Below are 15,306 nucleotides of genomic sequence, written 5' to 3' on the forward strand. Positions count from 1 at the left end.
TTTTTTTTCCTGTCCTTTAGAGGCGTTTAACAACAATCAAGCTAAGCGTAATACTTAGCTTGACAATTCGCCGTATAAAAAAAGCTGAAATTAAATATTATCTAATTTTCAGCTATATTTATTGTAGAAATCAAAGTCTCTCAATTATTCATTTAAATCTACATAAACTCCATCTTTTGAAAAAATAGTCCATTCGCAAATGTTAGTAACATGATCTGCTATTCTCTCTAAATACTTAATTACAAACAACATTTGTGCTCCATCATTAACCAACTCTTCATGTACCTTTATCTTTTTAATAATTTTATTAAATAAATTTTTGTAAAATGCATCTACTTTATCATCTTCTGCACAAATTTTATATGCCGCTTTAACATCATTATTTGTATAAGCTTCTACTGATGCTTTAATCATTTCTCTTACTTTTTGTTCCATATCCCAAAGTTCATTTATATCTCCATTAAAAGCACTTAAGTTTTTTCCCATTTTTTTAGTTATCTTACATATGTCAATTGCATGATCTGCCATTCTTTCTAAATCAGTAACTATTTTAGATGCTGCAAAAACTCTTCTAAGATCCTTTGCAAGTGGCTGTTCAGTTGCAATGAACTTAATGCATTCTTCTTCTATTTCCTTTTGCATATTATCAACTTCATCATCATTGTCAATAATTATATCTGCTTTTTCTAAATCATACTTTTTTAAGCAGATCATACTTTCATATATTTGTTTTTCAACTAGACTAGACATTGATAATAAATCCCTATGAATATTTTTTACCCTTATATGTTGTGAACCTCTTGTCATAATTTTACACCCTTCCTTTTAACCAAATCTACCTGTTATATAATCCTCTGTTCTTTTATCTCTTGGATTATAGAATATATCTTCTGTTTTTCCAAACTCTATAACTTCTCCATTTAAGAAAAATGCTGTTTTGTCAGCTATTCTACCTGCCTGTTGCATATTATGAGTTACTATTATTACTGTATAATTCTTTTTAAGTTCATCCATAAGATCTTCCATCTTTGATGTTGAAATAGGATCTAGTGCTGAAGTTGGTTCATCCATTAATATAACTTCTGGAGAAACTGCTAAAGTTCTTGCAATACACAATCTTTGTTGTTGACCACCTGACATTCCAAGGGCACTTTCTTTTAATCTGTCTTTAGTCTCATCCCAAAGTGCAGCACCTTTTAAGCTTTTTTCTACAATTTCATCAAGTACTTTTTTGTTTTTTATACCATGAATTCTTGGACCATATGAAATATTATCATAAATAGACATTGGAAATGGATTAGGTCTTTGGAATACCATACCTATTCTTTTTCTTAAATGTATTTCATCATAATCTTTATATATATCTTTTCCTTCAAATAAGACTTCCCCTGTAATTTTTACACTTTCAATTAAATCATTCATTCTATTTATTGTTCTTAAATAAGTCGATTTTCCACATCCTGAAGGACCAATTAGTGCTGTAACTTCATTTTTATTTATTTTCATATTAATATCTTTTAATGCTTGCTTCTCTCCATAATATAAACATAAATCTTTAGTTTCAATAATGCTCATGATTAACTCTCCTACTTTCGCCACATAAATTAACTCTATTTTTATTGTCCACCGTACTTTTTCATAATTCTTTTTCCTATTAATTTAGCTAATATATTGAATAAAAGAACTGATATTATAAGAACCGCTGCTGTTCCGTTTGCTATTTGGGTAGCATCTGCTACAATACCTTCCGAATTTAGCTTCCATATATGAACTGCTAATGTTTCTGCTGGTCTAAATAATGAAAATGCTGATTTACTATTAACCAGACTTATAGTATTAAAGTTTAAAGCTTTTGAGCTTAAACCTGCCGTATATAAAAATGCTGCTGCTTCTCCAAAAATTCTACCTGCTGCTAAAATTACACCTGTTAAAATTTCACCCATGGCACTTGGTACTGTAATTTTAACAAGAGTCTGCCATTTCGTAGCTCCAAGACCTAAAGATGCTTCTTTAACTCTTTTGCTTGCTGTTGCAATTGCATTTTCTGATATTCTCGTCATTGAAGGTATGTTTAATATTGTAACTGATAAAGCACCTGCAAGGATTGAATATCCCCACCCTAATTTATTTACAAAAATAAGCATACCGAACATTCCAATAACTATAGAAGGTAGAGAAGACATTGTTTCAAGACACATTCTTATAAAATTAAGAACTTTTCCTTCTTTAGCATACTCTGATAAATATATACCTGCTCCAATACCAATTGGTACTGTTATAAGTAAAGAAATTAATAACATATAAAATGAGTTAAATAACTGTGGACCTATTCCTCCACCAGCTCCCGATATTTTAGGCTTTCCAAACAAAAAGCTTGGCTTTAACATGCTTCCACCTTTATATAATATATACACAATAAATAAACCAAGTAATAACACTATAAACGTACTTATTGCATAAAGTATAAATGTTGCAATTTTATCTACTTTTTTAGCATTCATTAGACAGCACTCCTTTTTTCAATTCTTCTCACAATCAATATGAAAATGAATGATATTATTAACAATATTAATGCTAATGTCCATAATGCATCATTCCATGCTGTTCCACTTACTGTGTTTGCCATGTCCATAGTTATTATACTTGTCAAAGTTGACATTGATGAAAGAATACCATCAGGTATCTTAACTGTGTTTCCTATAACCATTTGTACTGCTAATGCCTCTCCAAAAGCTCTAGCAATCCCAAGAACTACCCCTGTAAGTATTCCTGATTTTGCACCTGGAACAATAACCCTTGAGATTGTTTGCCATCTTGTTGCACCAAGGCCATATGATGCCTCAATGTGATCCATAGGTATAGTCTTTATAGCATCTATTGATAATGTTGCTATTGTAGGTAATATCATAAGTGATAGTACTAATACTCCTGCAAGTAACGAGTACCCCATACCACCAACATTATTTTTTATAAAAGGAACTAAAACAGAAATTCCTACCCATCCATATACAACAGATGGTATTCCAACTAAGACCTCTAATGATGGTTTTATTAATTTATTACCTATTCCTTTTGATATTACATTTACAAATATGGCTAAAGCTATAGCAATAGGCGCGCTTATAACAACTGCGCCTACACTAACCAATGTTGAGCCTAAGATGAAAGCCAAAGCTCCAAAAGAAGGAGAATTTTCTTGTCCAGGCTTCCAATTATTAGTGAATAGAAACTCTGATATGCTATAGTGATTTTGCGTAAATGTTTTTATCCCTTTAGATCCTATAAAAATTATTATAGCTACTGTGATTAATATAATGAGTATTCCACAAAAGTTTGCAAAAATCTGACCTATATACTCATTCTTAATCCTTTCCTTTAAACTTCTTTTTTCCATCTTAACTCATCCTCTAATTTAAAATTATTTATGTTTTTTTCTATTTTACTTTCATTTCTGATCCTGATATAAATCCTAAGTTTTCTAAGCTTTCATTATTTTCACTACTTGAAACAAATTCAATAAATTCTTTTGCTGGGCTTGTTGCTTCCCCTTTTGTATACATATGTCCATATGACCAAAATGGATATGATCCATCACAAATATTAGCTTTATCTGAACTTACTCCATCAATACTAACAACTGCCAATGCTTCTTTAGCCTCTTCATTGTTCATATATGCAAGGCCAACATAACTTATTGCTCCTTCATTTTCTTTCATAGCTGTAAGTACCGCACCGTTAGAATCCTGCATAACTCCAATTGAATCATTTTCAAGTGAAGCATCACCATCCAATATAGTTCTTTCAAAAGTAGCTCTTGTACCAGAACCAGATTTTCTATGAACTATAAATATTTCCTTATTAGGTCCACCAATTTCACTCCAATTAGTAACTTTTCCTGAAAATATATCCTTAATTTGATCTTTGGTTAAATTTGTAATTCCAAGACTTTTACTAACTACAACTCCAAACCCTTGTGCTACTACTTGATGATCAACTAGTTCTTTTGCTTTATCTGTATCTAATTTTTCTTCTGCCAATAGATCTGAATTTCCTATATCAACGCTACCTTCAAGTACTTGAGTAAGTCCTGTTCCTGAGCCACCTGCTTGTGCACTTATTTCGACTTCTGAATATTTTTCATTAAACTTTTCAATTGATTGTTCCATTAATGGTAATAAAGCAGATGAACCACTTATTGTTAATGTACCACTTAATCCTTCTTGAGCTTCACCGTTGTTTGTGTCAGCACTTCCATTACCACCACAGCCTATCATTCCAATTCCAATCATAGCTACAAGTAAAGTACCAACTATGTATTTTAAAGATTTCTTTTTCATTATTTTTCCTCCGTAAGCGATATGTTTTAACATCAATTTAATATACCTATTTATTTTGTCCTTTACAAAACTAATGATAAACTTTGAAAGTTAATAAATTATTAGAATAATGTTAAGATATTAGTCAGTTATGTTAATAAAATTTAACATAACGTTCTATATATGAATAGTTTCTATTTAAATAAAAAATACTTAGAAATATATTTCCTAAGTATTTTTTACAAGTAAATATGTTTTTATTCACTCTAAAGATATGGTATTTTAATTTTAAATGTAGTCCCAACCCCAAGCTCACTTTCTACATCTATCTGACCGTTAAAAATCTTAACTATATGTTTAACTATAGCTAAGCCTAATCCTGTACCACCCTTTTTACGCGACTTATCTACCCTATAGAATCTTTCAAATATTCTTGGTATATCTTCTTTCGGAATACCAATTCCATCATCAATAATATCTAAACAATAATATTGTTCATCGTTATAGCTATTTATTGTTATTTTACCTTTATCATTAGAATATTTAACTGCATTTTCTATCAAGTTTAGCACCAATTGATGGAATTTATCCTTATCTCCTAAGATATTTTCACAATTCTCATCATTATATTCAATTTCCACATTTTTATTTACAGCTATTTTTCTCATTACATTTATGACATCTTCAATTATGTTTTCTGGTGAAAACTCCCCAACTTCTGAGACTAAATTACTTTCAATATTAGATAATACTAATATATCATTTATAAGGCGTGTTAATCTTTCAGCCTCTTTATTTATTATATCTAAAAATTTTTCTCTAGTTTCATCATCTTTAACTATCCTCAATGTTTCTGCAAAGCCTTTAATTGAAGTCAGTGGTGTCTTTAATTCGTGAGAAACATTAGCTACAAATTGCGTTCTCATAAGTGCAACTCTTTTTATATCAGTAACATCTTGAAATAAAATTACTCTTCCTATATTCTGAGAGTCATTTATTATATCAGATTTTTTTATTTTTATTTCCCTTTCTATTGGATGAAGAACTTTTATTTCCTCTTCATTTTTATCTTCGTTCTTCAAAAATAACTTTATATCATAATCACTTACATAATCAAATATACATTCACCAACTATATTTTTCTTTATGCCAAGTAAGGTTCCAACATATGGATTAATTAATATTACATTGCTATCTTCATCTATTGCAATTATTCCACTTTCTACACTATTTAATATAGATTCAACTTTATTCTGCTTATCAACCACTTCTTTAATTTTGATTTGAAGCTGTTCAGCCATTTTGTTAAATGTATTACTTAAAGTTCCAAGTTCATCATTACTTTTTATGTTTGACCTTATTTTATAATCACCATGACTCATCTTTGATGTTACTGATTCCAATTCTTTTATTGGCTCAACAATTATTCTAACCAACCTAAATGATAAAAATAATGAAAATACAATGACAACTGCAATTATAAATAAATAATATTTAAGATTAGCTTGTTCAAACATATTTACAGTACTTATTGGTATAGATGTCCTTAATACTAAATTATCACTGACTTTACTTGCATAATACATAAGTTTAGTATCTAAAGTCTCACTATACCTTATCTGATATCCACTTCCATCTTCAAAAGCTTTCTTTATCTCTAATCTTTCCTTATGATTTTCATTACTTTTAATTTCATTATCATATAATACGTCTCCATTTTTATTAACCAAAGTAATTCTAATTGGAGTATTATTGATTTTAACTTCGTTAAATTTGCTCAAATCATGCTTATCAAAATCCTCATTTTTACTTATAAGATAGTTTACGTTCACAAGTATTTGCTTTGTATTATTTATTTCTCTTAAATTAATTAATGTTATAAATGATGATGTTAATAATAATATAGCAAATAAAACAGTTACCATTACAGATGTTAGTATTTTGTTCCTCATATTATTCCTCTGGGTTAAATCTATACCCTACTCCTCTAATAGTCTCAATGAATCTTGGATTCTTATCATCCTCTTCTATTTTCTTTCTCAAGTATCTTATGTGTACATCAACAGTTCTTGTTTCTCCTATATATTCATACCCCCATATTTTGTCTAATAAAACTTCTCTTTTAAGTATCTTTCCTTTATTTTTAATTAATATTTGAAGAAGCTCAAATTCTTTTAGACTCAAGTCCACTTTATTATTATTTACTACTACTTCATGGCGCTCAAAATTTACAGTTAAGCTCTTTGATTTATATATTTCACTATCACTTTCGCTAAAAGTATTTGTTCTTCTTAGAACCGCTTTAACTCTTGCCAATAATTCTCTCACTGAAAAAGGCTTAGTTATGTAATCATCTGCCCCTAATTCCAATCCCAATATTTTATCTAACTCTTCGCCTTTAGCAGTAAGCATTATTATTGATGTATTTTTCATTTCATTATTTCTCTTAATTTCTTTACAAACATCAAAACCATCCATTCCTGGAAGCATTAAATCAAGAAGCATTAAACTTGGCTTATTCTCGTTTGCAATTTTTAATGCATCAATTCCATTATTAGCCTCCATCACTTCATATCCTGCACTTTGTAAATTAAATTTTAATAACTCAACAATATGTTCTTCATCATCAACTATTAGTATTTTTTCTTTAGACATATTTTTCCCCCCTATTTTAGGAATACAAAAGAAAACATTCTTCCATAAGCTCCTTCACTTTTTCTATATGAATATAATTTAATATCTTCATTACAATAAGTACATATTCCTAAAGTAAATATGTTTTTTTCATCTACGCCACTTTTTATTAGATCATCTTCAACGCAGCACTCTAAATTTAGATTTCTTCCATTAAATAATTTATTTTTATCAATATCATATTTTTTTTCTATAAATTTATCTTTAAGTTCTTCAGAAACTTCATAGCAACATTTTCTAATATGAGATCCAATATAGGCTTTAATATTTTTTTCATTGCATTTAAATTCATTCTTCATTTTTTCTATGGTCTTAAAGGTTATTGATTCAAATGTACCTCTCCATCCACTGTGTATAGCTGCTACTACTTTTCTCACTTCATCTACTAATATTACTGGCACGCAGTCTGCTGTAAAAATACCTACTGCTATTTTTTTTATATTAGTTATTACCGCATCACCTTCCATGTCATTTATATCTTTTCCAGTGTACTCTAATATTTTATCACTGTGTATTTGTTTTAGATATACAACTTTTTCCAGATCAAATTCTCCACTTAAAGAATTCAAATACTTTTTTCCTTCCTCAGTAGCTCTGTTAAAGCTTCTATTTTTTTCTGCATTTGTAAACACAACTTGAAATTTATCACTATCTAAAATCAAATAATCCTCTTTCTTTATAAGAGAATCTAACAGAACTTTGTTCATTTAACTATATCCTCCTAGTCTTAACCCTTACATTATTAATATTAACATTATATATAATAATTAGTATATCTTTTAACTGATTTTTAACTTATTAATAACACAAATCATTTTTAATTGTTTTTTTATATATAAAAAGGATATTGAAGCTTACTTCTCAATATCCCAATTTTTTTTATGTTGTAAGGTTTTTTATTTCTTCAAGAAAAGTATTAATATCCTTAAACTGTCTGTAAACTGATGCAAATCTAACATAAGATATTTCATCAAGCTCTTTTAATTTGTTCATAACCATTTCACCAATATCCTTAGATGGAATTTCTGTAAGCATGCTATTAGAAATTGTTTTTTCTATGTCATTTGCTAAATCTTCCATTTGTTTTCTTGATATTGGACGCTTTTGGCAAGCTATTATTAAGCCATTTATTATTTTTTCTTTATTAAAATTTTCTCTAGTTAAGTCTTTTTTTATTACCAATATAGGAAAATCTTCTATTTTCTCATATGTGGTATATCTTTTATTACATCTTAAACATTCTCTTCTTCTTCGAATTGTTGTATTGTCATCTGTTGATCTAGAATCAACCACCTTACTTTCTTCAAAAGAACAAAAAGGACACTTCATTTACATCACCTCTTAACTTTAGTGCATCAACTTTACTTATATATATTATAACGTCATTCTTCTTATATTGCTATATATTATTTATATCATTATCTATTTCACCTTGTGATTTCACCAGTATAACATCTGCCCCTATTTTTACTATATTTTTCCACGGTATTTCTTTTTCTTCATCCTTCCCAAACCATGATTTAACTTCTCCTGGTAATATTAAAGAAATTACTTTATTTGTATCACAATCTATTTTCAAATCTCTAATAAATCCAAGTTTACTTCCAGTTAGCACATCTATAACTTCCATATTTCTCATTCCATTGATTGAATGTAATTCTAACTCCATCAAATCTCCCCCATAAATTTTTATTTTTTATGTAGTTTAATTAATCTATATTATTAAATATATGATTCATTTTCTTATTTATTATTGGCTTCTATACATATTTTTAATAAAGTTTACAAAATTTAAAAGACGTTCAAAATATTTTTGAACGTCTTTTTGTAATTAAACATGTTTTCTCATATGCTTTAATGCTGTTTTTTCTAGCCTAGAAACTTGTGCTTGGGATATACCAATTTCTTCGGCCACCTCCATTTGAGTTCTTCCATTAAAAAATCTTAAATTCAATATTAGTTTTTCTCTATCTGTTAATTTTTTCATAGCCTCCTTTATTGATATATTTTCAAGCCAACTTTCATCAGTATTTTTTGTATCACTTATTTGGTCCATTACATAAATTGCATCTCCGCCATCATGATATATAGGTTCAAATAAAGACACTGGATCTTGAATTGCATCCAATGCAAATACTACTTCTTCTCTTGGCAATTCTAACTCTTTTGCTATTTGAGAAACCGTTGGTTCTTTGTTATTATCTTTTATAAATTTTTCTCTTGTTATTAAAGCTTTATAAGCTATATCCCTTAATGACCTGCTAACTCTAATTGAATTATTATCTCTTAAATATCTACGGATTTCACCTATAATCATAGGTACTGCATATGTAGAAAATTTTACATTCTGTGATAAATCAAAATTATCTATTGATTTCATAAGACCAATGCATCCTACTTGAAATAAGTCATCAATATTTTCCCCTCTATTATTAAAACGTTGAATTACACTAAGTACTAATCTTAAATTTCCCTTTATAAATGTTTCTCTTGCATTTTTATCTCCTGCTTTCATTTGCAATAGCAATTGCTTTTTTTCTTTTTCTTTAAGTATAGGAAGTTTTGCTGTATTAACACCACATATTTCCACCTTGTTAATTATCACAAAATTTTCCTCCTTTCGGAAGTAATGATATGTATTGCATTAATCATTATTTCCGATAGCAGATACTTTTATACTCAAAGACAACCTAAATCATTCTACTTATTTCTTTTTTTAATCTTCTAATAATTTTCTTTTCTAATCTAGATATATAAGATTGTGATATTCCAAGCATATCCGCAACTTCTTTTTGTGTCTTTTCTCTTGTTCCATTTAATCCAAATCTTAATCTTACAATTTCTTTTTCTCTATCATTCAAGCTTTTTAGTGCTATAAGTAAAAGCTGCTTGTCCACCTCATCTTCTATTAAATTATATACGGTATCATTATCTGTCCCTAATATATCTGAAAGCAATAATTCATTTCCATCCCAGTCAATATTTAATGGTTCATAAAATGATATTTCTGCTTTTACTTTGCTATTTCTCCTTAAATACATCAAAATTTCATTTTCTATACATCTAGATGCATATGTTGCAAGCTTTATTTTCTTTTCAGGATTAAACGTATTTACTGCTTTAATAAGCCCAATTGTTCCTACTGATATTAAATCTTCTACATTTACACCTGTATTTTCAAATTTTCTTGCAATATAAACTACTAGTCTTAAATTTCTTTCTATTAATATACTTCTAATACTTTCATCACTATTTAATTTATTAACTAAATCTTCCTCTTCATCCTTAGATAATGGTGGTGGAAGTGCATCATTACCGCCTACATAATATAATCCTCTTCTAAATACTTTTAACTTACTTATTAATTTATTTAATAATACAATTATCTTTTCCACTTTGAATCCTCCTATACTATTCCTCTTGATAATAATGCATTAAATGTACTATTTTTGCTGAATTGATCACTACATGGACATATTATTGCATCAATTTTTCTAAATTCTAATCCATGATCTTTTATATTTACATTATTAACTCTAATACCTACAAGTATTCCATTTGATTTTACTGTTCTATAAGGTATATGATATATATTATTTCCCTGGAAATTCACATCACCTAACAAGCTTTCTTCAACTATTATGCAAGGTAAGTTTGTTATTGGTTCTCTCAATTCATTTCCTGTGTCTAAAAATCCTTTAAATATATAGTTTTTATTTTCTATATAACACTCTACAGAAAATATGTAATTATTTACAAAATTTTGTTCTTTAATATAGTAACTAATTCTATCAATAACTATAAATAGTATCATAAAACTTAAAATCACATATTTAATTGAATACTTTGCAATACTAAATTTCTCACCTAATATATATATATTTTCTTTTAGTGAAAACAGAAAACATATTCCACTTAATGTAAATGAAACCATTAAAAATATTGTAGTAGTCTTAAGTAAATTAATGATACTTGTTTTTCCATAAGTAATCCAAACCATTATTATTGCCATAATTATTTGAAATGGGAAGTAACTAAAAATCTTCAATTCTGGAATCAGTAATACCACTGTATATATGCTTCCTAAAAAACTTGAAAATATCATTATATTTGTCTTACATTTATGATGAATTAATTTCATAGTTAATAATAGCAGAAACAAATTTACTATAAAATTTTCTAATATTAAAACATCTATATATATTTTCATTTTTATTCCTCCATCATATGAATTCATTATAGACTCATCTGTCTTAAAAATTTGTCACAATCTAATAACATATTAATATTTTTTAACTTTAACTTTTTACATTTACTTACATCATTTTTTGTAGACTACTTTTTATATGATAAAATAACTTTTTATGATTTTTTTTACTTTTTCACAATTTAATTTGTAAAATAAAAAAGTGGCTTCGCCACGCTTTATACGTAAAATATAAACCTTAATACTATAAAATAAGCAATTACTCAAACACATTTTTAAATAAGAAGGCACTTTTGCGGGACTATAATTTATTTTTTAACGTATTGAACTATCTAAGTTACAGAAAGCCTCTATTCTTAAGGCTTTTGCTATTATAAAAATTTTATACTTTCCTATACGTTAAAAAATCGCCAAGGCGACTATGATATGATTCTCTATAAAATATAAATCCAATAGAATACAATAACTTTAATTTTAAAAATCGTTTACCCGTAGTTTTTTCATCGCATACTGTTTTTTCTGAGCAAGCCTGCGAAAAGGACAGGCGCATATAATTTATTTTTTATTCTTTAGTCTTTATATTTTATTTATTACAATATTATCAAAAATAACTTAGCCACTGGTTATCTAAATATATAAATTACTAAATAATAAAAAATTATAGCCTTAAAAGATAATTCTTTTAAGGCTATAATTTAAATATATAAAAAAGTAAATATTAATGTTTCTTTTGTCTTCTTAAAAATACAGGTATATCTAAATCATCTGATTCATAACTATTATTTGAAGTTATAATTGGTTCAACTGTAGGTTCTACTGTTGCTGCAACCTCTTCTTTAACAGGAGTATTATTTACTGGCTTAACACTCTCTTTAGTTATTGGTTCTATAGAAGGTTGACATTCAAATCCTGTTGCGATTACTGTAATTCTTATTTCTTCTTTTAAAGACTCATCAATTACAGCTCCAACAATAATATTAGCATCTGGATCAACTGCTTCACGTACTACATCTGCAGCATCATATACTTCTAACGCTCCAAGATCTGCTCCACCAGTAAAGTTTATTATAACATCTGTAGCTCCATCGATTGAAGTTTCTAATAATGGTGATGAGATTGCCTGCTTAACTGCATCTTGTGTTCTTGTCTCACCCTTACCAAAACCAACTCCCATATGTGCTAATCCTTTATCAAGCATAACTGCTTTTATATCCGCAAAGTCTGCGTTAATAACACCAGTTATAGTAATTAAGTCTGAAATTGCTTGAACCCCTTGTCTTAGCACTTCATCAGCCAATTTGAACGAATCTAAAAGTGTTGTTTTCTTATCAGCCATTGTTAGAAGTCTTTCATTTGGTATTATAACTAAAGTATCAACTTTTTCTTTTAGATTTTCAATCCCCATTTCTGCATGTCTCATTCTTCTCTTTCCTTCAAATGGGAAAGGCTTAGTAACTACACCTACAGTTAATATATCCATAGATTTTGCTATTTCAGCAACTACTGGTGCTGCTCCTGTTCCAGTTCCACCGCCCATTCCAGCAGTAATAAATACCATATTAGCTCCTTTAATAGCAGCTGTAATTTCTTCTCTGCTCTCTTCAGCAGCTTTTTTACCTATTTCTGGATTAGCACCTGCGCCAAGCCCTTTGGTTAATTTTTCCCCAATTTGTATTTTTTGACTTGCATTAGAAAGCAATAACGCCTGTTTATCTGTGTTTATTGCTATAAACTCAACATTCTTTAATCCTTCAACTATCATTCTGTTAACGGCATTGCTACCACCGCCACCACAACCAATTACTTTTATATTGGTTAATTCTTGCATATCTGAATCAAAATCTAACAAATTAATTCCTCCCTTTAAAAAATCTTATCCAAAAAAGTTTTAATTTTTTTTAGAATATGACTTCCTTCCTCATTTTCGTCTAATAAAAATTCTGTTTCATTCGTTTGAATTTCTTCAACTATTTGAGGTTTATTACTATCCTCTAATAAATTTAATCTATCATATACTTCTTTTGCTAATGCTAAAGAAGTTATATTTTCTGAATTTTTTATTCCTAAGTCTACTTTGCTTACAATCTTAGTCTTTCTCTTAATAATAGCTTTTGCAAACGTATTTATATTTTCAAAATAGCTTAAACCATCCCCATATAAAATTATACTACAAATTCTATCATAATGACCAGTCTTTTTTAATTCAGTATTGACATGAATTAATATTTCTTCAATTCTAGCATTAGTTACTTCATAGAATAATTCTTTAGATACCTTAGTTGTCCCTACTTCTATATCATCATCAAGTGATTCATCTTTATATAATGATTCATAGTTTCCTGAATAAATTATTTTTATATTATCTGCTTCCATAAATGAAAATTTGCCACATATAGCTAAATCATTAGATATATTATTTCCACCAATCGGAATACTAGTTAAATTTTTAGGTATTCCATTATTAAACAAGCAAATATCAGTTTTTCCAGCTCCTACATCTACTAATACAACATCTCCCATTGCATTAGTACCATTCAAAAATATTTGCTTGCCTGAAAATATATTAAGGGTAATATATTTTATTGTATACTTAGTATTTTTAAAAATGTCATAATATTTTTGTATTTCATCTTTATCACCAATTAAAATTGTCAGATTTAATTCAAGTTCATTACCAGTTAAATTTATAATATCTTTATGTAATACTTTACCATCTAGAATATAAAAGTTGACCATTGTATCTACAATACATTCATTTTCTTTTAACATTATGGTTTCTTTTGCTTTTTTTATTCCATTAATAATATCTAGCTTAGTAACTCTCTCATTTTTTATTTTACAAAAAGTTCTTATTTCTTTAATTGATGTTTTCCTTGCTGAAATACCAATAGATATATTACCTATTTCTTTATTAGTACTTTCCTGTAAATCCTTTAATAAAGATAATACGGATATTCTACATTTTTCAATATCTGTCACGAGCCCTTTTTCTATCCCCATGGATTTACAAGACTTTACCCCTAATATATCCATTTCACCTTCTTTATTTGATGCTGCCATTGATGCTGACAACTTTTTACTTCCGAAGTCTATGGATGTTATTATTCCTTGCTGCATTTTTCTCTATCCTTTCTATGTAGAAAAAATCTACTAATAGAAATATATTCAACAAACTTCTATAAATTCCTCTTTAAACTTTGCAATATATCATATTTTTTTATATTAATTTTATCATATTTCAATGATTTTAAAATTATTTTCTTAAAATAAAAAATCAGGAAAATATATTATATATATTTTCCCAATTTTATACAGCCCAAATTATGTTTCTATTCATAAGAAATAACTACAGATACCCTATCATTTTGTAAATAGTTCTTTCTTAAGTTTTTTTAATGCTTTTTTCTCTATTCTAGATACATAAGATCTTGATATTCCTAAATTAACAGCTATCTCTCTTTGAGTCTTACATTTTCCATCAATTAATCCATATCTCATTATCAATATTGAGCTCTCTCTTTTAGTTAATGATTCACCTAACTTTCTATATAAAGCTTTTACTTGTAAATTACGTTCTACATTTTCAAGTACACAATCCTTTTCGCTGCTTAATATATCTATCAAACAGAATTCATTACCTTCTTTATCAACACCAATTGGATCTTGAAGATAAACCTCACTTTTTTGCTTTTTATTATTTCTAAATAGCATTAATATCTCATTTTCAATACATCTTGATGCATAAGTAGCTAGTCTAGTACCCTTACTAGAATCAAATGAATCTATTGCTTTTATTAAGCCAACAGTACCAATTGATATCAACTCATCAACATCTTTGTTGGGAAAAGAATATTTTTTAACTATATGTGCAACTAATCTTAAGTTTCTCTCAATCAAAATGCTTTTAGCCTCTTTATCTCCATTTTTAAGTTTATCTAGATACATCTGTTCTTCTGTCTCATCAAGAGGTAATGGAAAAGTGTTGCTATTTGTGATATATCCTGTGAGTAATACTGAGTTGCATAGTAAATTAATTAAACTATTTAATACAAACACCTCGTCCTCCATAACAGTGCTTGATATTATAAT

Annotated in this window: 16 protein-coding genes; all 16 read right to left on the bottom strand. The window is 28.0% G+C overall.

What is annotated here, in order from left to right:
- Positions 1-144: 144 nt before the first annotated feature.
- Positions 145-807, bottom strand: coding sequence for a phosphate signaling complex protein PhoU (gene phoU / locus BN2920_RS16095; RefSeq protein WP_058295997.1), 663 nt, complete (start codon positions 805-807; stop codon positions 145-147).
- 18 nt (positions 808-825) lie between these two features.
- Complete coding sequence (gene pstB, locus BN2920_RS16100) at positions 826-1,575, bottom strand: phosphate ABC transporter ATP-binding protein PstB (protein WP_058295998.1); 750 nt, start codon at positions 1,573-1,575, stop codon at positions 826-828.
- Between the two features lie 41 nt (positions 1,576-1,616).
- Entirely contained in the window at positions 1,617-2,501 is an 885-nt protein-coding gene (gene pstA / locus BN2920_RS16105; RefSeq protein ID WP_058295999.1) for a phosphate ABC transporter permease PstA, read from the bottom strand.
- Complete coding sequence (gene pstC, locus BN2920_RS16110; RefSeq protein WP_058296000.1) at positions 2,501-3,394, bottom strand: phosphate ABC transporter permease subunit PstC; 894 nt, start codon at positions 3,392-3,394, stop codon at positions 2,501-2,503. The genes pstA and pstC overlap by 1 nt, the downstream gene beginning before the upstream one ends.
- A gap of 40 nt (positions 3,395-3,434) precedes the next feature.
- On the bottom strand, positions 3,435-4,337 hold the full coding sequence (locus BN2920_RS16115; RefSeq protein WP_058296001.1) for a phosphate ABC transporter substrate-binding protein: 903 nt from the start codon (positions 4,335-4,337) through the stop codon (positions 3,435-3,437).
- A 245-nt stretch (positions 4,338-4,582) separates the two neighbouring features.
- A complete protein-coding gene (locus BN2920_RS16120; protein WP_058296002.1) occupies positions 4,583-6,268 on the bottom strand; it encodes a sensor histidine kinase in 1,686 nt (561 codons plus the stop codon).
- 1 nt (position 6,269) lies between these two features.
- The gene (locus BN2920_RS16125) at positions 6,270-6,971 is read right to left on the bottom strand and encodes a response regulator transcription factor (protein WP_058296003.1); all 702 of its coding nucleotides are present in this window, start codon (positions 6,969-6,971) and stop codon (positions 6,270-6,272) included.
- 11 nt (positions 6,972-6,982) lie between these two features.
- Positions 6,983-7,717 carry a peptidoglycan editing factor PgeF gene (gene pgeF / locus BN2920_RS16130; RefSeq protein ID WP_058296004.1) on the bottom strand — a complete coding sequence of 245 codons (735 nt, stop codon included), beginning with the start codon at positions 7,715-7,717 and terminating at the stop codon, positions 6,983-6,985.
- Between the two features lie 172 nt (positions 7,718-7,889).
- Entirely contained in the window at positions 7,890-8,339 is a 450-nt protein-coding gene (gene nrdR / locus BN2920_RS16135) for a transcriptional regulator NrdR (RefSeq protein ID WP_058296005.1), read from the bottom strand.
- Positions 8,340-8,409: 70 nt separating this feature from the next.
- Positions 8,410-8,679, bottom strand: a complete 270-nt coding sequence (locus BN2920_RS16140; RefSeq protein ID WP_058296006.1) for a YlmC/YmxH family sporulation protein — start codon at positions 8,677-8,679, stop codon at positions 8,410-8,412.
- Between the two features lie 162 nt (positions 8,680-8,841).
- Positions 8,842-9,615: an RNA polymerase sporulation sigma factor SigG gene (sigG, locus tag BN2920_RS16145; RefSeq protein ID WP_058296007.1), complete on the bottom strand. Its 774-nt coding sequence runs from the start codon at positions 9,613-9,615 to the stop codon at positions 8,842-8,844.
- 85 nt (positions 9,616-9,700) lie between these two features.
- Positions 9,701-10,405, bottom strand: a complete 705-nt coding sequence (gene sigE / locus BN2920_RS16150) for an RNA polymerase sporulation sigma factor SigE (RefSeq protein ID WP_058296008.1) — start codon at positions 10,403-10,405, stop codon at positions 9,701-9,703.
- Positions 10,406-10,416: 11 nt separating this feature from the next.
- Entirely contained in the window at positions 10,417-11,220 is an 804-nt protein-coding gene (locus BN2920_RS16155; protein ID WP_058296009.1) for a sigma-E processing peptidase SpoIIGA, read from the bottom strand.
- Positions 11,221-11,935: 715 nt separating this feature from the next.
- Positions 11,936-13,066 carry a cell division protein FtsZ gene (ftsZ, locus tag BN2920_RS16160; RefSeq protein ID WP_058296010.1) on the bottom strand — a complete coding sequence of 377 codons (1,131 nt, stop codon included), beginning with the start codon at positions 13,064-13,066 and terminating at the stop codon, positions 11,936-11,938.
- A 14-nt stretch (positions 13,067-13,080) separates the two neighbouring features.
- Complete coding sequence (locus BN2920_RS16165) at positions 13,081-14,334, bottom strand: cell division FtsA domain-containing protein (protein WP_058296011.1); 1,254 nt, start codon at positions 14,332-14,334, stop codon at positions 13,081-13,083.
- 243 nt (positions 14,335-14,577) lie between these two features.
- Positions 14,578-15,273: an RNA polymerase sporulation sigma factor SigK gene (gene sigK, locus BN2920_RS16170; protein ID WP_058296012.1), complete on the bottom strand. Its 696-nt coding sequence runs from the start codon at positions 15,271-15,273 to the stop codon at positions 14,578-14,580.
- Positions 15,274-15,306: the final 33 nt, after the last annotated feature.

It is taken from the genome of Clostridium neonatale, assembly GCF_001458595.1.
GTDB lineage: Bacteria > Bacillota > Clostridia > Clostridiales > Clostridiaceae > Clostridium > Clostridium neonatale.

Bases quoted from the DNA above. Each gene is read 5' to 3' on its own strand.
- phoU (WP_058295997.1), bottom strand. From the start codon at position 807: ATGACAAGAGGTTCACAACATATAAGGGTAAAAAATATTCATAGGGAT.
- pstB (WP_058295998.1), bottom strand. From the start codon at position 1,575: ATGAGCATTATTGAAACTAAAGATTTATGTTTATATTATGGAGAGAAG.
- pstA (WP_058295999.1), bottom strand. From the start codon at position 2,501: ATGAATGCTAAAAAAGTAGATAAAATTGCAACATTTATACTTTATGCA.
- pstC (WP_058296000.1), bottom strand. From the start codon at position 3,394: ATGGAAAAAAGAAGTTTAAAGGAAAGGATTAAGAATGAGTATATAGGT.
- BN2920_RS16115 (WP_058296001.1), bottom strand. From the start codon at position 4,337: ATGAAAAAGAAATCTTTAAAATACATAGTTGGTACTTTACTTGTAGCT.
- BN2920_RS16120 (WP_058296002.1), bottom strand. From the start codon at position 6,268: ATGAGGAACAAAATACTAACATCTGTAATGGTAACTGTTTTATTTGCT.
- BN2920_RS16125 (WP_058296003.1), bottom strand. From the start codon at position 6,971: ATGTCTAAAGAAAAAATACTAATAGTTGATGATGAAGAACATATTGTT.
- pgeF (WP_058296004.1), bottom strand. From the start codon at position 7,717: ATGAACAAAGTTCTGTTAGATTCTCTTATAAAGAAAGAGGATTATTTG.
- nrdR (WP_058296005.1), bottom strand. From the start codon at position 8,339: ATGAAGTGTCCTTTTTGTTCTTTTGAAGAAAGTAAGGTGGTTGATTCT.
- BN2920_RS16140 (WP_058296006.1), bottom strand. From the start codon at position 8,679: ATGGAGTTAGAATTACATTCAATCAATGGAATGAGAAATATGGAAGTT.
- BN2920_RS16155 (WP_058296009.1), bottom strand. From the start codon at position 11,220: ATGAAAATATATATAGATGTTTTAATATTAGAAAATTTTATAGTAAAT.
- BN2920_RS16165 (WP_058296011.1), bottom strand. From the start codon at position 14,334: ATGCAGCAAGGAATAATAACATCCATAGACTTCGGAAGTAAAAAGTTG.